Here is a 17,859-nt window from a genome sequence, read left to right on the forward strand (position 1 = left end):
CCAAATACACGCTCTCCCCCACAGCAATCTCAGGAGGATGCCGCCAGGCCCTCCCATACACATCACTGATATACGACGGCCCCGACCACTCCACAGCCGTCACCGCAGGCCCCTCCACCTCCACCCCACCCTCCACCCGCCCACACGCGACCAGCCAGCCGACGGCCACCACACAGCCTCCGACCTGCCAGAACCGCATCACAACTCCTCCTCACCCACGGGAACGGCCACATCGTACGTAGATCCCCGGCCACCCCTTGTAACAACTGCCCGGCGATCCCTCATCAGCGTGTTTCCACCACTCCTCGACCGGACGTGGAGGAGCCCGCCGCAGGATGCCCGCAGTCGGGACCCGGTGGCGGAGGGTGGTTGGTTCATGGTGGTGCGGTGGTTCAGGAGATGGGTGCGGGAGTTCGTCAGGAGTGTGCAGGTGATGGGTGCGCTGGCGGTGGGGATGTCGCCGGAGGTGCTGGACGAGAAGACCGACCCCCCGGCCCCGCCGGCCGGGATGCCCGGGCCCGGGCATCCTGAGCGGGCTGTGCCGGAGGTGCCGCCGACGGATGAGGAGCGGTCGCTGTGGGCGCGGTTGCGGTGAGGTCAGGCTTCGGGGGGCGCCGTTCGGGGCGGCTCCGTGGTGGCGGCGAGGGCGTGGAGGAGTTCGTGGGCGACGGGGACGAGGCGGCAGCCGCGGTGGTGGCGGTTGGCGAGGGCGACGACGGCGGTGCCGGAGGCCGGGTGGAAGCCGGCGTACGCCTGCTGGCCGAAGGTCGCGCCGCTGTGGAAGAGGAGCGGTCCGTGGTCGGTGTCGTGCTGGAACCAGGTCAGGGTGTGGGTCTCCCGGCGCCGTCCGCGTCGTAGCTGGGGTACGAGGACCTGGCGCAGGGCGTCGCCCAGTACGCCCCGGGGGTCGAGGTGCGCCTCGGTGTACGTCAGCAGGTCGCCCGGCGTCGCGCGGACCGAAGCGGCCGGTGCGAACGCGCCCATCGGGGTGGCCGGCACGCGGGTCGTGCCGTCCTTGCGGTAGCCGACGGCGTCCGTGGGCGCGGGGGTCGCGCCGGTCCGGGTCAGGCCGAGCGGCGTGAGGACCCGCTCGGCGAGCAGCGCGGGGTACGGCGTCCCCGTCGTCCGGGCGAGGGCCTGCCCGAGGAGGGCGACGCCGAAGTTGGAGTACGCCCAGTGCGCACCGGGCGCGTGCCGGGGCCGGGTCCGGGCGAACGCGGCGAGCAGCCGGTCCGTGCCGTACGCCGTGTAGGGGTTGTGGTGGGGCCGCAGCAGCGCGCCCGGGAGCAGCTCGCGGGGGATGCGGGGCAGCCCCGAGGTGTGCGTGGCGAGGTGGCGCAGGGTGATCGGCGTGGCCGGTACGGGCAGGTGCGCGGCGAGCGGGTCGTCGAGCCCGATCAGCCCCTCGTCGGCGAGCCGCGCGGCGAGCAGCACGGTGAACGTCTTGGTGAGCGACCCGAGTTCGTACCGCAGCGGACGTACGGCCCTGTCGGCGCCGACGACGGTCCGGCGCCCGTGCCGGGAGACGCCCAGGACGGCGTCGGGGGCGTCGATGAGGTGGAGGGCCTCCGTGAGGCGGGGGTCGGTGGCCGGCATCAGCCGAGCGCCCGGGAGACGGCCATCGCGGAGGCGAACGCGGCGACGAGCGTGGGGTGGTGGACGAGGTCGAAGACGTCGCCGTCGGGCATCGTCCCGTGGACGGGGAACGCGCCGGAGGGGTCCTGGGCCGCCGCGTACCGCTCCCACAGGTCGGCGTCCAGCGTCGGCCGGGGCAGGCAGGCGTCCACGACGAGGAGCTCACCGAGGAGGTCCCAGTGTTCGAGGTCGGCCCAGGTCTCCAGCCAGGCGGGGAGGTAGTGGTCGAGGTAGCCGGCGATGTCGGGCGGCAGCGCGTGGGGCCTCTCGCCCCAGTTGGTGACGTGGAAGACGGTGTGGGTGATGTCGTAGGCGATGTGCAGCTGGACGGTCCACGGTTCGGGGAGCTGTCCGAGCCAGGTCCGGCGCAGGGTCGTGTCGAAGTCGGCGCTGGGCGTGAGCCCGATCCGGCGTTCGGCGGAGAGCAGGGCGAGCTGCCGGTTGGGGGGCCGTTCGACGGCGGCCCAGCTGCGGGTGAGCCGGGACACGGCGAGCATCTCCTCCAGCCCTGGATGCCGGTAGCCGCTCTCGTGGAACGGCACGTAGACCTCCAGCGGCACCGGCGAGTGCGGTTCCTGCTGCTGGAGTTCGGCCAGCACCCGGCCCCCGTCGAGGAGTTCGCGCCAGGCGAAGTCGAGGAGCGCCCCGCACCGCTCCCGCTGCCGGGAGCCGACGACGCCTTCGCGGAACAGCACCCGCATGTTGACGCCGAGTTCGCCGACGGGTTTGAGGCGTTCCCCGAGGGCGAGTCCCGAGGCGTGGTCCTCGGGGAGGAGCCGGAAGCGGTCGCGGTGGGTGTCGAGCCAGTCGAGGGCCCGCTCCCCCACCCGGTGCAGCAGGGCCGGGGAGGCTGCCGTGACGGTCATGACGCGCGGTCCCTTCCGAAGAGCGCCAGCGTCGCCGCGAAGGCCGCGGCCAGCGTCGAGTGGTAGCAGGCCCGGAACGAGTCCCGGGGGAACGCCTCCTGCTCGGGGATGCCCCCGTCCGGGGACTGCGCCCGGGCGAGCCGCGCCCAGGCGTCGTCGTACGGGTCGGCGTCCGGCAGGCAGGCCCCCACCGCGAGGAGTTCGGCGACGAGGTCCCACTCGCCCTGCGCGAGCCGGTCGTCGAGCCAGGCGGGCAGCCACAGCCGCAGGTAGCCGGCGGCCTCGGGGCCGAGCGCGGCGGGGTCGGCGCCCCAGTCGGTGACGTGGAAGACGTCGTGGGTGAGCCCGTAGGCCGTGCGCAGGTCGAGCGCCCAGGGTTCGGGGCGTACGCCGAGCCAGGTGCGGGCGAGTTCGGCGGCCGGGTCGGCGTGCGGGGCGAGTCCGATGCGGCGTTCGGCCATCAGGACGCCGAGGGTCCGGGTCGGGGTGTCGAGGGCGACGCCGCGGGACCTCAACCGCACGCTCACCGAGGCGAGTTCGTCGGCGTCGGGGTGGCGAAGACCGGCCTGGGCGAAGACGGCGTAGATCTCGACCGGGTAGGTGGCGTGGGGTTCGCGGTGGACGAGTTCGGCGAAGAGCGCGCCCTCGCGGGTCTCGGCCCAGGCGAACGCGAAGAGGGCCTCGGCCTCGGCGCGCACGGCGGGGTCGGGGTGCAGGGTGGCGATCCGGCGGGTGAGCTGGGCGAGTTCGCCGAGCGGCTTCCAGGTGAGGTCGCGGTCGGCGTCGGTCGTCGCGTCGGCGGGCAGCCGGAAGGCGTCGCGGTGCGCGGTCAGCCAGCCGAGCGCGCGCGTGGCGACGAGTGCCGTCACCGGCCGGTCCCGAAGAGCCGGCCGGCCGCCTCCACCTGGAGGACGACGCGGGGGTCGGCCGCGCCCCACCGGCCCACGAAGACGAGGCCCGCCGCGAGCCCCAGCGAGTCGGGGACGCCGGGCAGCCGGGCCAGCCAGCGTCCGACGCCGGCGGCCTGGAGCCAGTCGCGGCGGCGTACGGCGCGCACGAACCCGCGCGACAGGTCGACGGCGCGTGCCGCGAGCCGCTCCTCAAGGCCCGGTGCGAGTCCGGGCACGGCGAGGGCGGCGAGCTGGGAGACCTGGTGGGAGAGGCGGGGCCAGGGCTCGCGCTCGGTCCAGCCGGTGTCGGGGTCCCCGGCGGCGGGCCAGGCCCCGGGCAGCAGGGCGCGCGCCGACTCGGCGAGCCCGTGGTGGCTCCACGCGGACACGGCGGAGCCCTCGGTCGGCGGGTAGGCGGCGAGGGCCTGGCGGACGAGGGGGCCGTCGGCGTCGGCGGCGTGGCCGCTGAGCGCGTACGGCACGAGGACGTCGGCGCCGAGGACGCGGACGGCGGCCGGGGTGAGGGGGTCGTCGGGGCGTAGCACGCGGGACACGGCGTAGGGGTCACCCTCGCGCAGGGCGAGGACGACCCCGGTCGCCGCGTCGGCCACAGCGGTGTGCAGCTCGGCCAACGCGGGGCTCCTCTAGCTCTTCGCCGGCTTCGTCGGACGCGGGGTCGGCGGCGAGAGCAGCAGCGCAGCGCCGACGAGCAGGAGGGCCGCGCACTCGGCGCTGTCCTGATAGACACCGTCCTGTTCGGGCGCGTCGATCAGGTGGTCCACCTGGACGGTGAGTTCGGTCGGCAACGTGCGTTCCATGCCCATGGAAATCAACTCCTAGAGAAGGGGTGACATCTCAAAGCCTATATTCCGGACAAATCGCCGCAAGTTGACCAGTGGAGTTCACCCTTCCAGGGCTTCCGGGGCCCAACTCCCGTCCGCCAGTGCCGCCAAGACCTCCCGCTTCAGCTCGGCCCGCCGAGGGCTGGAGACCAGCTCCTGGGGCAGGACGCCGTCCCGCTCCTCGAAGGGGCGCAGGACACCGAGGACGTAGGCGTACTCCCGGGGGTATCGCTCGACGAGGAGCGCGGAGGCGCCCGCCTTCGCCTCGCCCGCCGCCAGGACGTACGGGTTCTCGCGGGCCCGCTCGCGCAGCGCCTGGGTGAGCTGGCGGACGTACCGCTTGTACTCCAGGCGCCGTTGCTGGAGGGCGGCGAGGAAGCGGCGGGCGTTCAGGACGCCGGTCGCCTCCGGGTGGGGCAGCGCGTAGAAGTCGTCCGGCAGGACGCCGAGGGCGTGCGGCGTCTCGGCGCGGGCCCGCACCGCCGTCGTCCGGCCCAGTTCCCGCAGCGCGTTCTCCCACCGGCCGAGCAGCAGCGGGTGGCGCAGCGCGGTGTTGCGGCCCTCCTGGTCCTTGGCGTCCTCGGCGGCCGTCTCACGGACGACGGTGTCGGCGGCGGCCAGCAGTCCGTCGACCTCGGGCGTGCGGGGCGCGGTGAGCAGGCCGTGGGCGCAGGCGTACGCGATCTGCTCGTGGACGTCGCGGAACGAGGGCTCCCCGGTGGCCTCGCCGACATCCAGCCGCGCCCGCTCCCCGGCGAGGAGAGCGGCGTACTCCTCCGGGAACGCGACCCGCAGCCAACCCCGCGCGGTCAGGCGGGAGTCGGTGCCGGTCCTGCGCTCGACGCTGTTGTGGTAGTCGTGCCGGCGCAGCTTCTTCACCAGCACGCTCGCCTCGTTGCGCCGCACCCGCACCCGGCGCAGCCGGCGCTCGGTCGTCCCCAGCCTCGGGTCCCCCGTGTACCGCATGCGTTCCGTCGCGACCTGGAGCTCCCCGTCCGCGCACAGCAGCGCGTCCTGCCAGTCCTGCCGCCACTCCGGTCTGCGCAGCAGGCGGCGCGTGCGCTGCGGGACGTACCCGCTGACCGCCTCCGCCACCGCGACGGTGACCAGGTTGTCGAACCGGTCGCTGATCAGGGACACGAGGTCGTCCGCCGGTACGTGCTCGACGTCCGCGAGACGGATCTTCTCCACCACGCCGAGCGAGCCTACCGAGAACGACGCCCCCGCACGGCGTCATCACCCTTTCCGCACACGGCAGTTCGCGTTCCGCCCGATTCAGCGCACCCGCCCCCGGGCCTTCAGCGGGGTCGTGGGCAGTTCGGGGGCGGGGAGCCGGTCGCCGTCGTAGCCCTTGACCTCGCCGAAGCGGGTGCCGGTCGTCCAGTCCGTGCGGGCCTGTTCGATCTCCTCCTGGGTGCGGCCGATCCAGTTCCAGAACATGACGAGTTCCTCCTCGAAGGGTTCGCCGCCCAGGAGCATGACGCTCGCGTCAGAGGCCGCCCGCAGGGGGAGTTCGGTGCGTCCGCAGCCGAGGTAGAGCATGGAGCCGGGGAGGACGGGGACGCCGTCGACGTGGGTCTCGCCGGACATCGCGAGGACCGCGTACTCGAAGCCGGGGTCGAGGGGGAGGCGGACGTCCGCGCCCTCGGTGAGGGTGAGGTCAGCGCCGGTGAGGGGGGTGTAGGCGGTGCCCGGGGAGGCGGTGCCGTCGAGGGTGCCGAGGATCAGGGTCGCGGTCAGGCCGGGCGCGGTGACCTCGGGGAGCGCCGCGTGGTGCTCGAACCGCGGTTCCGTGTGGCGGTGCGCGTCGGGGAGCGCTACCCAGAGCTGGGCGCCGTGCAGGAGGCGGGCGTGGTCGCGGGGGCTCTCCTCTGAGTGGCTGATCGCGCGGCCCGAGGTCATGAGGCCCAGTTCGCGGGGACGGATCGTCTGGAGGCTGCCGGTGGAGTCGCGGTGCAGGACCTCGCCCTCGTGCAGCCAGCTGACGGTCTGGAGGCCCATGTGCGGGTGCGGGGGTACCTGCATGCCGGGTTCGCCGGCGATGTCGTCGGGGCCGTAGTGGTCGACTGTTCATTAGTCCAAAGCACACACTGCGCTACGTCATAGCGCGCCGGGCCGCGCTCTTCTTCGCGATCGGGCGATCAGCCGGCGCCCACACCGGCACGACCACGACCTCATCGTTGGGGAAGATCTCCACGCGCCGCACGACCTCTGCAAGGGTCACACGCTTCGACGCGACGCTGATCGTGTCCCACTCCTTCAGGAGTCCCTTGACTGTTTCCTTGTACGGCACGGGGCTCGGTGGCTCCGCCTCCAGCTTGGGTAGCGCGTCGAGCACTGCCTGGACTTCGTCGCGCTCCTTGATGAACTTGTCGCGAATGCGGATGTAGGAGTCACGAGGAACGTCGCCGAGCGTGTACGCCTCGGTCGCACCATCAAGCCCCTTCGTCGCTCGCGCGATCTCCTTTTCCAGGCGCTTGCGTTTCTTCTCTAGATCCGGCTTCGGCTCCGGCTTGGGTAGCACGATGCGCCCAGCCGCAATCCCGTCAATCTCGGCGGCAATTTCCACAAGCCACTTCCGGACCTCGTCTTCAACGATTCTCCGGCGGATATATACCGGCTCATGCTGGACGTGATGCCGCGAACGGGCATCGCATCGATAGGCGTACCCCGAGTTTTTACGGTTTCCCGCATGGATTTTCCCAGCGGACGTACGGCCGTTCTTCTGGCAAACACCACACTTGATGAGACCGGCCAGTGGATAGACGGGCGACAATGCCCGAGCAGGTGTGACGGCGCGAGCAGTCCGTCGATCCCAATAGTTTTCCCAGGTGTCGCCGTCGGTGATTGCCTGATGGGATCCAGGACGGAAATAGTGATGGTCTCGCTTCTGACATCTGCCAGGTTCCATGCATCCCGCGTCCGGCTTGTGACATTTCAGCAAACCCGCAGCGAATCCGCTGTCGAGATACCACGCCACCGTTTGATCTTGCCATGGTTCACCACGGGTATTGAGGAACCCGAGCTCGTTCCACCAGATAGCCACCTTGCCGAATCCGGTTTTCCCCTTCTGGTAATCATCGTAGGCATCGAAGGAAACTTCCCCCTCTTCTTCGCCAATCTCATACCACTCATCTTGGAGCGTCCAACCACCTGCCCCGTCAGGCAGCCGACGCGGATGCCAGATGTACCCAAATCGTTTCCCGCCCGTGGCAGGCAACCCGAGCGAACGACGCAGCTCGTGCGTCTCTTTCCACGTCTCTCCCGCTCGGTTGCTTTCAAAAGCAGCAACAGCGAAAAGCATGTCCCGGGTGAACTCACCAACCGCAGTCGAGACGTCGACATCCTCTGTGGCACTGAGGAGTTGCCCACCCGCCTGCTCGATTCGAGCCAGGTTAAGCGCAACACCATATCGACTGCGCCCGAAGCGACTAAACTTCCATACCCAGATTTCAGCGTATACGCCTTGCTCCACGAGCTCGATGCCACCCATGATTTTCCGCCGGAAGTTCCGCCCGGTGGCATCTTCGTCTACAATCCATGCCGCGACAAAACGACCGCGACGCAAGGCGGCGTCCTCCACAACGCTCTTCTGGATGTCGACGCTGATCATTTCGTCACGCCACGTGGAAACGCGCGCGTATCCAAGGATCGGAATCAGGTCGCCAACCGCCGCACCTGGGGTGTAGATCTTCTGCTGTGGGACATAGAGTTCCGATGACGGAACAAGCAGGTTCCTAGTTGCCAAAACCCCTCCCTGACTATTCGGACCATTACAGGGTCGCACAGAAAGAGGCCCCGGCAGGATCGGTTCACAGATTCCCGCCGAGGCATTTCGCGACGAAAGCGGTTACACGGGGAGGGAAATGCCTGGCGCGACCAAGAGCGGCTCACCGAAGGTCGGCGAGTACCCCTTCCTCCCTAGGGGCCAATACTGAGCCCAGAGGCCGGCGCCGATGCGTCGGAGGGCTTCGTTCATCTCGTCGCGCAACTGATGTGACACGTGCCCCTCGCGTACGAGCCAGACGGCACTGCCCGCCTCCTCAAGGACAACGACCACCTTGCCCTTGAGCATGGCGGCAGCGGAGGCGATCTCCCACCGGACTGTGGCCTGCCTGAAGCCGTCCTCCGGCTGAAGAATCCTTTCTTCTTGAGTCCACCCCTGCCACAGTCCGTGACCGACGTGATGGCGTGTTACCGCATTCACCTCCGCGCAGAGGCGATCAGTGACGTGGTCCGGATGGAGGTAGACGCCCATGTGATGCTCGCGAGTGTCGTCGACATACATGAGCTGCCCTGACGGGATGAGATCGGCGTTCGCCCGGTAGTACGTCAGTGACGTGCAAAAACTCGACATTAGGCCCCCTACGTCCGTGCCACACGCGAGGAGAACGCGCGGCACGGCAGCATGAACTGTTGGCGATCACTTCCACCCCCCAGGCGGAAGCCCATCATGCCCCGGGTGCCACTTTGAGCCAATACCTTACGTACGGTGAGTGACGAACAATTTTCAACTAACCCGCCGCCGTAGGCAGTTGAGTAGACTTTTTTACCTTCCTACCCCTGCTTCAGCTTCCGCCACGACTGCATCATCGCCTTCAGTCGAGCTCGGTCGTCGTCGTCCAGGTCGCCCATCTCGTGGATCAGCGCCCGAACCTCCTGATCGTCGGACCAGGCCGTGTCGATGCGGAAGAACTGGCGGCCGGCGGCTTCCTGAACGAGCGTGAGTGGGACGTCGAGACCGGCCGCGAGCCCTTCGAGGGTTGCGAAGTCCGGCGGGAGGACTTCCTTGCCGGTGGCGAGCCTGTGGAGCCAGGAGTACTTCACGGTCTGGTCGCCTGCGCTGTTGACGCAGCGGGCGGCCAGCTTCTCGTAGCTGAGTCCGAGTTCCTGCTTCCGCTTGACGACCAAGTCCTTTAGGTCGGTGCGTGGGGCGTCGCCGCGCGGCTCGGTCATCGGTTTCTCCTGGTCCGTGGGGGCTGGCGGTGTCCATGGTGTTCGTGGGGCTTGTGCGCACATCTGCTGGTCAGGCGGTGCGCACATTGCTTTCCATGGACAGATTGTCCATGGCGATCAACGTGAACGCCAGATGACTTAGGCGACCCAGACCAAAAACACACCACTCATTGCACTGCATGGACAAGTCGTCCAAGTCATGCAATGATCGAGTCATCCAAGCAAAGCAATGAACCATTGCACGAGGTGGACATGACGACACCTGCCCCCATGTACCGACTGGTCGACCGCGACCTCCTGAGGCGCCTGATGGAACGCACCGGAAGCGGCGCCCCTGTCAGCATCCGCGACCTCGCCGCCGCCGTCGGCGTCCCCCACGGCACCATCGGCAACCTCCTCTCCGGCTACCAGGAGAGCGTCCCGGCCGACATCGCCCACCGCATCGCGGCCCAGATCGGCGTGGCCGTCCTCATCCTCTGGGCGCCCCCCGCCGCCCCGGACGAGATCGCCCCGCTGCCCGTCCAGATGCCGGTGTCGGCGTGACGGCCGCCGAAACAAGCCTCGGCCTCGCCGACGTACGGGACCGCGCGATCGCGGCTGCGGCCAGCGCGCTGGTCGACGCGGTGACGGAGCGGGCCTCGCGGACGCCGGCCGAGGCGGCGAAGGCCGCTTGGTACCCGGGTCACCCGCTCGGCTCGGTCGAGGCCATCGAGGCGGAGATCCGCCGCCGCCGCGTCCAGGCTGCGCGGTTGGGCGAGTTGCCCGCTGCTGCCTGACCCCCTTTAGACGCGCCGAAGGGCCGCCCGCTTGCAGGCCCGGCGACCCCCGACTCGGCGCCCCTACAAGATCGAGAAAGAGAGGTCACCTTGTTGACCAAGCCTACTGTCCTCCCGCTCAGCGCCTTCGCGCAGTCGAGCGACAACCGCATCGCCGTCGAGGCGATGCTCGGCTACCTGCCGTTGCCCGCGCCGACGTTGATCGCCCGTCCGGAGGCCGTGTTCGTCACGGTTGCGGACGTCGACGACCTCGGCGAGTGGCTGGCCGCGTTGGGCGGCACGGTCCACCGGTCCTCGGCGGCGGACGGTCTGGAGCTGTGGACGCTCCTGACGTCGACGCCGGAGCGGTCGGACGGGTCGTCGGTGGCGGTGCGGGTGTCGGTGCCGGTGCCGATGGGTGAGCCGGTGATGGACGAGGTTCGTGCGGCGGTGGCGGCGTGAGCGACTCGATCCTCGTCCGGGTGACGCTCGACGCGTACGACGCGGCGTCGACCGGCCGTCAGACGCAGGTGTACGTGCAGATCCCCCGGGTGGCCCGCGCATCGTGGCTGCTTCCCGAGGACGCGTTCCACCGCTTGAAGGACCGGGCATGGCCCGAGGTCCTGGACTCGGTGGAAGGCCACATCGCCTACGGCGACGTCGCCTCGAACGCGCCCTCGACGGCAGCTTGGGCCGCGATCCAGAAGTGGATGCGGGACCCGGCGAACCGTGACGAGATGCAGGCCGCCTACGAGGAGGACTGCGCACGGCGTGACCCGGCGACACGGAAGCTGCTCGCGGAGATCACCGAGCTGAAGGAGCAGCGCGAGCGTCGCCGTCTCCGGCTGATCGCCTTGGACAACGACGCGTTGGAGATCCGCGGCCTGCTCTCCCCGAACGGGGCCCCCCGTCGGGTACCGATGCCCTTGGGCAAGAAGTTGGCCCCGGTCGTCGAGTGGCTGCTGAACCGCGTCGCCGAGTTGGAGACGCTCGCCGGGACCGCGATCGAGTACCGGCTGATGCCGGTGCCTCCCGAGTACACGCCGCTGATCGTGCGGCGGGACCCGGCGTACGACGGGACCCGGTGGGCGGTCCTGCACGACCCCGGTGACCTCGGGGTGCGGAGGGTGCGGACGCGGTCGGGCTGGCGGATGGCGGCGCTGCTGCACGACGCCGAGGTGTACTGCTGGCCGGACGGGCAGACGGCGTGGGCGGAGGCCCTGCGGATCGCGGACGGGGCGGACGGCATCACCCGAGTGATCGCACCGACGCAGACCCTCCAGCCCGAGCCCGACGTGCTCCGTCACTTGGGCGCGGAAGGGATCACCAACCTTGCGCCCGCGCGGAGCGCCGGTGTCCAGTACGACTCGACGTCCCACACGATCGACCTGTCCCTGACCGCCACTCGCGAGCAGTGGCGGGTGTGGCAGCGGGCGCTGGACGTCGACCTCGCGCGGACGACGCACCGCGGCGGCTTCGTCACCTCGCACGCCCAGTGGCGCGGTACCCACGTGGTGATCCGCTGCTTCTTCGTGGAGCCGGACGCCGCGCCGCCGACGGTCACCATCTACCGCGCGCAGTGGGACTCAATCCCCCTCGGGCTGTACCTCACGGACGAGGCAGCGCGTGCCCACTGCGAGGCGCACGCCCGCCGGGACCTGCCGACGGCCGCCGTCATCGACTGGGTCACCGACGAGGACGACGGGGTCGCCGACCTGGTCGCCACGGTCGACGGCGGGCAGAGCACGACCGGCTACGAGGTTGTCTCGCTGGAGGTCGCCTCGGAGTACGACGAGGAGGCCGACGAGTGATCGTCATCATCACCGCCTCGTTCCTCGCCTTCTGGCTGCTCGGCTGCTGGGCCGTCGTCAGGGGGACCCGATGAGCATCCACCACGTGGTTGAGCACGCGCTCCTCTCCTACTACGCGGACAGCGCCGCCCCGGGTGACCTCGTCCGCCAGGTGCTCGCGCAGTACACCGCCGGGTGCGAGGCCGCGGTGCTCCGCCGGGCGGCCGACGCGATCGAGGCGTTGCCGCAGGACTACGAGTGCGCCCCCGGCCGGGGTGACGCGGTCGAGCGGCTCCGTCGTACGGCGGCCGGGATCGAGCGGGAGAAGAGCAGCCCTCGGGCCGATGCCACTCCCACCGAGGCCGACTGCGCGTACCGCGACGGCTACGCCACCGGCCGCTCGCACGCCGGGGCCGACGGGGTGGTCCTCACCCAGTACGTCCCGGTGTTCACCACCAGCAGCGGCGACGACTACCCCATCAGCGAGCTGCGGCACCGCACCTGCGGGGGCCTCGTGCAGGGGCTGGGCCCGCACACCCTCGCCGACCTCATGGCGCTCGCCGCACAGCACGAGCGCGATCACACCACCGGAAAGGACGGCCGCCAGTGAGCGACCACGACCGTATCGACGGCCCGTTCCCCCTCTCCGTCCGCGCGACCGACCAGGGCGCCGAGCTCGACGTCAGCATCTACCTGATCCGCGCCGTCTTCTGCGAGCTGGTCACGCAGGCCGCCGAGGACCCCCACGGCGTCGGCGAGGAGCTGGCCGCGATCGGCGAGCTGCTCGGCTCCGCGATCCACCAGGGCCCCGACTCCCACGCCCGCCACGAGTACGACGCGCAGATGCAGCACCTCGTCGACACCTACGCGGACGGCGGGTCGATCCCGCTGTACGGGCGGGCGGTCGGCCAACTGCGGGACGCGTGCGCCCGGATCGCGGCTCCGCGTCCGGTGCCCGCGCAGGAGCGGAGGCGGACGGCATGACGACGACCGCGCGCGCCGGGGCTTCGACCCCGGCCGCCGGCCCCACCGGCCGACTCGCCCACCTCCTCACCGCCATCCGCGAGCAGCGCGGTGAGTGGACCACGAAGCGGGTCCTCGCCCTCTACCGGCGCCTCAACCTCGGGCCGACCGGCGCGCGCTACGCGCACCTGCGGTCCGTCGCCCGGCACGACCTCCGCGACCTCTGCGCGTGGGGCTACCTCGTCCGCAGCACCGACCCGAACCGCCTCTTCTACACGCTGAACCAGCAGAAGGACGTACGCCCGTGAGCACCACCGCACCCAAGCTGACCGAGAAGCAGACCACCTTCCTGCTCCAGCCCATCAGCGGCAAGCGCGTCCGGAACCTCCGGGGCATGTCGCATCTGGAGGCGTGGGACGTCCGCCGCCAGTTGATCCGGATCTTCGGCTTCGACGGGTTCACCGTTGAGACGGTCGCCCTGGACCTGGTCCACGAGAACGGCAACCCGGACTACCGGAAGAGGAACAAGGCGGGCGAGGAGTACGGGCCCACGTACACCGCCTGGACGATCGTGTACCGGGCGCAGGTCCGGCTCACCGTGAAGGCCGTGGACGGCCGCCCGCTCACGGTGTTCGAGGACGCCGCCGCCGGTGACGCGGTCAACCAGCCCTCCGTGGGAGACGCCCACGACCTCGCGATGAAGACCGCGTTGTCGCAGGCGCTGAAGCGGTGCGCGGTCAACCTCGGCGACCAGTTCGGCCTGTCCCTCTACAACGACGGCTCGCAGAACGCGGTGGTCCTGCGGTCGCTGGCGTACATGGGTGACCCCGTCCCGGAGTCGGAGGACTCCGAGGTCCGCCCGGAGCCGACCCCGGAGGGCCACCAGCAGCCGGACCCGGACCCCACACCGCCCGGCGGCGTCCCCGCTGCCGATCCGGACAAGGGCATCGCCCCGGCGCCGGTCGCGGCGCAGACCCGCCCCGGTGCCATGCCGACCGCCGGGCCGAGCGAACGTCAGGCTGCCCTCGACTCGATGTGGGCCGCCGCCGAGCGGGCCAACTTCACCGAGGGGTTGCCCGCTCAGTTCGCCGGCGCGTTCGGCCACCCCATCGAGGAGGGCACCGTCGCCGAGTTCCGGCAGGCCCGCGACCTCATGACGGGGGCCGCCGCGTGAACCTCCGCGAACTGGCCCTCGAAGAGGCCACGTTGAAGGCGCTGGCCGACCACGTCGCCGACCGGCTGAAGGCCGTAAAGAGCGAGCTCCAGCAGGGGCTGGACGCGGCCGAGCAGGAGTCCGGTACCCGTCAGATCGTGGCCACGCTGCCCGACGGCGGCCGGACGCCGGTCGCCACCTTGTCCCTCACGGACCCGAAGCCCGAGGCGAAGGTGATCGACCCGGACGCCTTCAAGGCGTGGGTCATGGCCACCTTCCCGGGGGAGATCGAGCGTCGGTTCGTCACCGAGGTGCGGCCCGCGTTCGCCGACAAGCTCCTCGGGGAGATGACGGCCGCCGGGGTCGCCCGGGTGGTGGACACGGAGACGGGCGAGCTGCACGACGACGTGCCCGGCGTCGCGGTGAAGGCCACGCGAGCGCGCGGTCACTCGCTGCGGTTCAAGCCCGCCGGGCGGGAGGCGATCGCGACGGCGTGGCAGTCGGGCGCGTTGCCGCTCCCCGGAGTCACGGGCCCGGCCGCCGTCGCTGCGGGGGGCGGGGACACCGCGTTGCGGGAGCGCGTCACCGAGTTGGAGAAGCGCGACGCGTGGCTGTCGGCGCTGGAGGCCGCTGGCGTCGACAACTGGGAGGGCTACGACCACGCCCACGAGATTCTCAGGGGTGGCGAGTGAGCGCCCTGTCGATGCTCTGCGCGCTGGTCCTGCCGGGGAAAGGCCGTCGCCGCGCGGCCCGGCCCGCCGACCCACACATCGCGATGCTGCGCTCGGTCGAAGCGCTGGTGACCGACTTCGCCCACTGCCCGGCCGAGGAGCGCACCACCCTCCACTGCTTCCTGACAACCGGTGGCCGCATCTGCTGGACGTGCCGCACCTACACCCCGAACCACCTGCCCACCACATCTCAGGGGGGACCCATGACCGACCTGCCGCACACCGAGTACATGGCCGCCGTCGCCGACGAGCTGGCCGTCTACCGGGCCGCCCCCGGTAACTGGTGGGCGGAGACACCCGACGACCAGCAGCTGGACGGCGTCTTCACCAACTTCCCGGACTCCTCCGTCGACAGCGGCCAGTGGCCGCACGGCGTGTACCTCGGCTGGGACCAGAACCAGGGGTGGCTCCTCATCGAGCAGGGCGGCGGCAGGAACGCCACTCCGCTCGACCCCGACGGGGTCAGCACCTACTCCAGCCCCCGGCAGGTCGCCTGCTCCGCGTCCAACGCCCTCTTGGGGAGGAGCACGGGGCCGATCTGCAACGACGGCTCCTGGTCGTGGGACTCCCGTCCGCTGGAGGCCGCGATCGAGGCGTGGGAAAACTCGTGAGCGCCTTGTTCGACCCCGAGGTTCCGGCCGCCATCACGGCGGCCGGGCCCCGGCCCTACGTCATCACGCTGCCCGCCGGACTTCACCTCCTCAACGCCAACCAGCGGCTCCACTACAAGCGCCGGGGCGAGTACACCGCCAAGCTGCGCGCTGCCGCGATGGAGGCCGTCAGCGAGTGCCCCGCCCTCATGGGCGCCCTCACTGCCGCCGGACCCGAGCCGCTGTTCCAGCGCGCGCACATCCTCGGCGTCCTGCACCCGACCGACCGCAGCCGCAGGGACCCGGCGAACTGGTACCCGTCGTTCAAGGCCGCCGTGGACGGCCTCGTGGACGCGGGCCTGTTCGAGGACGACGACCACACGCGCGTCGTCGGCCCGGACATGCGCCTCGGTCCCGTGGTGAAGCGCGGCCAGCTCGTCCTCGTGGTGCGTGGGCTGGAGCCCGGCGAAGACCCGCTCGGCTACGAGGCGGTGGCCGGGTGAAGGCGGACCAGGCGGCTTGGGTGCGCGAGAACGTGTGGCCGCCCATCTGGCTGCGCCACCACAATCACATCCCGTCCACGACCTTCGCGTGTGCCTGCCAGAAGCCACCCTCCTGCGAGTGCCAGATGGGCAGGCACTCCGCGTGCCAGCACGACGGCCACCCGATCTGCGAGACCGTGATCACAACCGCTCGGGGGCGCGCGGCTCGCTTCGCCGAGCCGTACGAGCACCGGTCCCCCGAGGGCCGCCACGGGCGCCGCATGGCCTACGGCCTCAACGACTTGGCTTGGGTGTGGCTCGCGGGTGCGCCGTGCCGCGAGATCTGCACGTGCTTCTGCCACCAACCGGGCGCCGTTCCCGGCGTGGACGCCACGGTGTGCGTCCAGCTCGACCTGTTCGCGGGGATCTCCGGGGACGCGGCGTGACGCCCCGTCGGCGCCGACGCGCCCCGCCGGCCGATCCCGCGTACACCCCCGGGACGCTCCTCGACTGGCGCGACTCCTCGCACTGGTCCGACCGCGAACTCCCGTGCCGCTACTGCGGGTTCGACACGAACCTCCGCGACTCGAAGCACAAGCCCGCGCACAAGGTCTGCGCGGAGGACGCCCTCACCACCCAGGCCGCCGAGACGGCCGCCGCCTACCACCTGAACGGAACCCAATGACCGACCACGCGTACACCGATGACGACCTCCGCGCCGAGGCCGCCCACCAGGTCTCCTCCAAGGCCGCCGCCCACGTGCTCTGGCACGAGCGCCTCGGCGGCTACGAGCCCGGCTCGTTCGTCAAGAAGCTCTTGGCGCTCTGGGCGTGGGCCGACGACGAGAACGCCGCCCGCCTCACGGCCAGTTGGCCCGAGTACGGCGCCGCGATCGCGCTCATGAAGCAGCCGAACGGCGCCGCCGAGCTGCGCGCCATCGCCGAACGCCTCTGACGCACCCCGCACCACCTGATCCAGGAAGGCCCGCAGATGCCCAAGCTCAGCCCCGCCGACGTCCCCGAGGTCAAGCTCGACTCGGCAGCCGCCGTCATCGAAGCCAGTCTCAGCCGCGACCTCCGCCGCGGGCTCTTCGAGAAGCCCGGCACCACCGTGTACGCGATCGTCGCGCTCACCTCCAAGAGCTACACCGGCCACGCCGAGGGCGAGGACAAGGACCCCCAGGTCAAAGTCCGCGTCACCGAGTGCGAGGTCGCCCGCACCAACGAGGACGCCGCCGCGCTCGCGGACGCCAAGCGCGCCATGTGGAGGGGCCGTCAGATCGACGGGACGTTGGACGAGGTCGGCGAGGGCCCGCAGCGCCCGGACGCCGCGCTCCTCGACGTCGTGGTCACCAAGCCGTCCGAGGGCGAGCTGAAGGAGCACCGCGCGCGTCGGGAGCAGCAGCGCCGCGACGAGTACGTCCGCTAGCCCCGCACCCCGGGGGCGGTCGTACGAGTCCGCCCCCGGGGATCTTGCCGGATCGATTCCGCACCACCCCTGAGGGAAGCCTGAGTTGAGCACCGAGGAGCAGTCCCCCGCCAGCGGGAGCGTCGCCCACGCCTACGGCAACGCGCTCGTGTGGAAGTGGGTGCCCGCCATGCCTGCCGCGCTGAAGCGCTCGCATGTGCACACGCTCCTCTACGCGCTCCGCTCAATGGCCAACCCCGCAGGCGAGCTGCGGTTCAACGGCACCCGGGACCCGTTCCGTATCAAGGACATCGCCCGCGCCGCCGGGGCCGACGAGAAGGACGTCAGGGACCGCCTGGAGGCCGCGATCCGGGCCGGGGTCGTACGGGTCCTCGGGGAGCGCCGCCGGGGCCGTTCGGCGCTGTACTCGCTCGCATTGACGCCGTGCCCGGACTGGGCGGCTGCGGTGACCTACCTGGAAGGGGTGAAGGGGCTCCGCGAGGAGGCCAAGCAGGAGCGTGCGGCGAAGAAGGGGAGCGCTCCGAAGGCGGCTCCATGGGCGGACGAGAACGGGGGGCGGTCCCCCGAACCGGAAACCCCGGAGAACGGGGGACCGCCCCCCGTTCTGGAGGGCGGTGACCAAGAGTCAGAACGGGGGACCGCCCCCCGTTTGAGTTCGGGGGACCGCCCCCCGAACAACCCAGGTAGTACCCAGGGGATTTCCCAGGAGGGGGTGGGGGTCGGTTTCCAACCTCAGGTAGTTGGGCCCCCCGGCGATCAAGACCAGCCCCAGGAACCC

The 17,859-nt window shown here is 70.8% G+C and carries 26 protein-coding genes and 2 pseudogenes; 17 read left to right on the forward strand and 11 right to left on the reverse strand.

Translation table 11 applies throughout. The annotated features are described in order from the left end of the window. Window positions 1–199, reverse strand: a 199-nt coding sequence (locus AOK24_RS49750) for a hypothetical protein (RefSeq protein ID WP_206191246.1), incomplete at its 3' end; no start/stop codon positions are given. Window positions 200–376: 177 nt separating this feature from the next. Here AOK24_RS49750 and AOK24_RS21385 point away from each other — a divergent pair. Further along, window positions 377–595: a DUF6059 family protein gene (locus AOK24_RS21385; RefSeq protein WP_107104008.1), complete on the forward strand. Its 219-nt coding sequence runs from the start codon at window positions 377–379 to the stop codon at window positions 593–595. A gap of 2 nt (window positions 596–597) precedes the next feature. Here the strand turns inward: AOK24_RS21385 and AOK24_RS21390 are convergent, their stop codons facing one another. The 10 genes and pseudogenes from AOK24_RS21390 to AOK24_RS21435 form a co-directional block, all read right to left on the reverse strand. Continuing rightward, a complete protein-coding gene (locus AOK24_RS21390) occupies window positions 598–1,596 on the reverse strand; it encodes a serine hydrolase domain-containing protein (RefSeq protein ID WP_055721673.1) in 999 nt (332 codons plus the stop codon). Beyond that, entirely contained in the window at window positions 1,596–2,501 is a 906-nt protein-coding gene (locus tag AOK24_RS21395) for a DUF6895 family protein (protein ID WP_055721674.1), read from the reverse strand. The genes AOK24_RS21390 and AOK24_RS21395 overlap by 1 nt, the downstream gene beginning before the upstream one ends. Further along, window positions 2,498–3,370 carry a DUF6895 family protein gene (locus AOK24_RS21400; protein WP_055721675.1) on the reverse strand — a complete coding sequence of 291 codons (873 nt, stop codon included), beginning with the start codon at window positions 3,368–3,370 and terminating at the stop codon, window positions 2,498–2,500. Before AOK24_RS21400 ends, AOK24_RS21395 begins: the two co-directional genes overlap by 4 nt. Then, window positions 3,367–4,023, reverse strand: coding sequence for a hypothetical protein (locus AOK24_RS21405; RefSeq protein ID WP_079056922.1), 657 nt, complete (start codon window positions 4,021–4,023; stop codon window positions 3,367–3,369). Before AOK24_RS21405 ends, AOK24_RS21400 begins: the two co-directional genes overlap by 4 nt. A 12-nt stretch (window positions 4,024–4,035) precedes the next feature. Continuing rightward, window positions 4,036–4,215 carry a hypothetical protein gene (locus AOK24_RS21410; protein WP_055721676.1) on the reverse strand — a complete coding sequence of 60 codons (180 nt, stop codon included), beginning with the start codon at window positions 4,213–4,215 and terminating at the stop codon, window positions 4,036–4,038. 78 nt (window positions 4,216–4,293) lie between these two features. Then, window positions 4,294–5,427, reverse strand: coding sequence for a hypothetical protein (locus AOK24_RS21415; protein WP_055721677.1), 1,134 nt, complete (start codon window positions 5,425–5,427; stop codon window positions 4,294–4,296). An 81-nt stretch (window positions 5,428–5,508) separates the two neighbouring features. Further along, window positions 5,509–6,300: pseudogene (locus AOK24_RS21420) on the reverse strand (pirin family protein); the annotation flags it as partial. A 28-nt stretch (window positions 6,301–6,328) separates the two neighbouring features. Further along, a complete protein-coding gene (locus tag AOK24_RS46165) occupies window positions 6,329–7,981 on the reverse strand; it encodes a recombinase family protein (RefSeq protein ID WP_159051941.1) in 1,653 nt (550 codons plus the stop codon). 102 nt (window positions 7,982–8,083) lie between these two features. Beyond that, a complete protein-coding gene (locus AOK24_RS21430; protein WP_159051942.1) occupies window positions 8,084–8,521 on the reverse strand; it encodes a hypothetical protein in 438 nt (145 codons plus the stop codon). Between the two features lie 269 nt (window positions 8,522–8,790). Further along, window positions 8,791–9,189, reverse strand: a complete 399-nt coding sequence (locus AOK24_RS21435; protein ID WP_055721681.1) for a hypothetical protein — start codon at window positions 9,187–9,189, stop codon at window positions 8,791–8,793. A 270-nt stretch (window positions 9,190–9,459) separates the two neighbouring features. Between AOK24_RS21435 and AOK24_RS21440 the strand changes: the two genes are divergently transcribed. The 16 genes and pseudogenes from AOK24_RS21440 to AOK24_RS21515 form a co-directional block, all read left to right on the forward strand. Then, window positions 9,460–9,732: a helix-turn-helix domain-containing protein gene (locus AOK24_RS21440; protein WP_055721682.1), complete on the forward strand. Its 273-nt coding sequence runs from the start codon at window positions 9,460–9,462 to the stop codon at window positions 9,730–9,732. Then, window positions 9,729–9,965 (forward strand): hypothetical protein, encoded by a 237-nt coding sequence (locus AOK24_RS21445; RefSeq protein WP_055721683.1) that lies wholly within the window; start codon window positions 9,729–9,731, stop codon window positions 9,963–9,965. Before AOK24_RS21440 ends, AOK24_RS21445 begins: the two co-directional genes overlap by 4 nt. A gap of 93 nt (window positions 9,966–10,058) precedes the next feature. Then, on the forward strand, window positions 10,059–10,406 hold the full coding sequence (locus AOK24_RS21450; protein WP_240554042.1) for a hypothetical protein: 348 nt from the start codon (window positions 10,059–10,061) through the stop codon (window positions 10,404–10,406). Continuing rightward, window positions 10,403–11,755: a hypothetical protein gene (locus AOK24_RS21455; RefSeq protein ID WP_055721685.1), complete on the forward strand. Its 1,353-nt coding sequence runs from the start codon at window positions 10,403–10,405 to the stop codon at window positions 11,753–11,755. The genes AOK24_RS21450 and AOK24_RS21455 overlap by 4 nt, the downstream gene beginning before the upstream one ends. A 70-nt stretch (window positions 11,756–11,825) precedes the next feature. Next, on the forward strand, window positions 11,826–12,344 hold the full coding sequence (locus AOK24_RS21460; protein WP_055721686.1) for a hypothetical protein: 519 nt from the start codon (window positions 11,826–11,828) through the stop codon (window positions 12,342–12,344). After that, window positions 12,341–12,718, forward strand: a complete 378-nt coding sequence (locus AOK24_RS21465) for a hypothetical protein (RefSeq protein ID WP_055721687.1) — start codon at window positions 12,341–12,343, stop codon at window positions 12,716–12,718. The genes AOK24_RS21460 and AOK24_RS21465 overlap by 4 nt, the downstream gene beginning before the upstream one ends. Continuing rightward, window positions 12,715–13,005 carry a hypothetical protein gene (locus AOK24_RS21470; protein WP_055721688.1) on the forward strand — a complete coding sequence of 97 codons (291 nt, stop codon included), beginning with the start codon at window positions 12,715–12,717 and terminating at the stop codon, window positions 13,003–13,005. The genes AOK24_RS21465 and AOK24_RS21470 overlap by 4 nt, the downstream gene beginning before the upstream one ends. Continuing rightward, on the forward strand, window positions 13,002–13,871 hold the full coding sequence (locus AOK24_RS21475) for a Rad52/Rad22 family DNA repair protein (protein ID WP_055721689.1): 870 nt from the start codon (window positions 13,002–13,004) through the stop codon (window positions 13,869–13,871). Before AOK24_RS21470 ends, AOK24_RS21475 begins: the two co-directional genes overlap by 4 nt. Then, entirely contained in the window at window positions 13,868–14,542 is a 675-nt protein-coding gene (locus tag AOK24_RS21480; protein WP_055721690.1) for a hypothetical protein, read from the forward strand. The genes AOK24_RS21475 and AOK24_RS21480 overlap by 4 nt, the downstream gene beginning before the upstream one ends. Then, on the forward strand, window positions 14,539–15,192 hold the full coding sequence (locus tag AOK24_RS50920; RefSeq protein ID WP_055721691.1) for a hypothetical protein: 654 nt from the start codon (window positions 14,539–14,541) through the stop codon (window positions 15,190–15,192). Before AOK24_RS21480 ends, AOK24_RS50920 begins: the two co-directional genes overlap by 4 nt. Continuing rightward, window positions 15,189–15,674, forward strand: coding sequence for a hypothetical protein (locus tag AOK24_RS21490; protein WP_055721692.1), 486 nt, complete (start codon window positions 15,189–15,191; stop codon window positions 15,672–15,674). Before AOK24_RS50920 ends, AOK24_RS21490 begins: the two co-directional genes overlap by 4 nt. Before the next feature lie 20 nt (window positions 15,675–15,694). Then, window positions 15,695–16,099, forward strand: a complete 405-nt coding sequence (locus AOK24_RS21495) for a hypothetical protein (protein ID WP_159051943.1) — start codon at window positions 15,695–15,697, stop codon at window positions 16,097–16,099. Continuing rightward, complete coding sequence (locus AOK24_RS21500) at window positions 16,096–16,338, forward strand: hypothetical protein (protein ID WP_055721694.1); 243 nt, start codon at window positions 16,096–16,098, stop codon at window positions 16,336–16,338. The genes AOK24_RS21495 and AOK24_RS21500 overlap by 4 nt, the downstream gene beginning before the upstream one ends. Then, a complete protein-coding gene (locus AOK24_RS21505; protein ID WP_055721695.1) occupies window positions 16,335–16,607 on the forward strand; it encodes a hypothetical protein in 273 nt (90 codons plus the stop codon). The genes AOK24_RS21500 and AOK24_RS21505 overlap by 4 nt, the downstream gene beginning before the upstream one ends. A 36-nt stretch (window positions 16,608–16,643) precedes the next feature. After that, on the forward strand, window positions 16,644–17,081 hold the full coding sequence (locus tag AOK24_RS21510; protein WP_055721696.1) for a hypothetical protein: 438 nt from the start codon (window positions 16,644–16,646) through the stop codon (window positions 17,079–17,081). 85 nt (window positions 17,082–17,166) lie between these two features. Next, a pseudogene (locus tag AOK24_RS21515) lies at window positions 17,167–17,859 on the forward strand (hypothetical protein); the annotation flags it as partial.

Origin of the sequence: Streptomyces niveiscabiei, from assembly GCF_001419795.1 — a bacterium.
GTDB classification, from domain to species: domain Bacteria; phylum Actinomycetota; class Actinomycetes; order Streptomycetales; family Streptomycetaceae; genus Streptomyces; species Streptomyces niveiscabiei.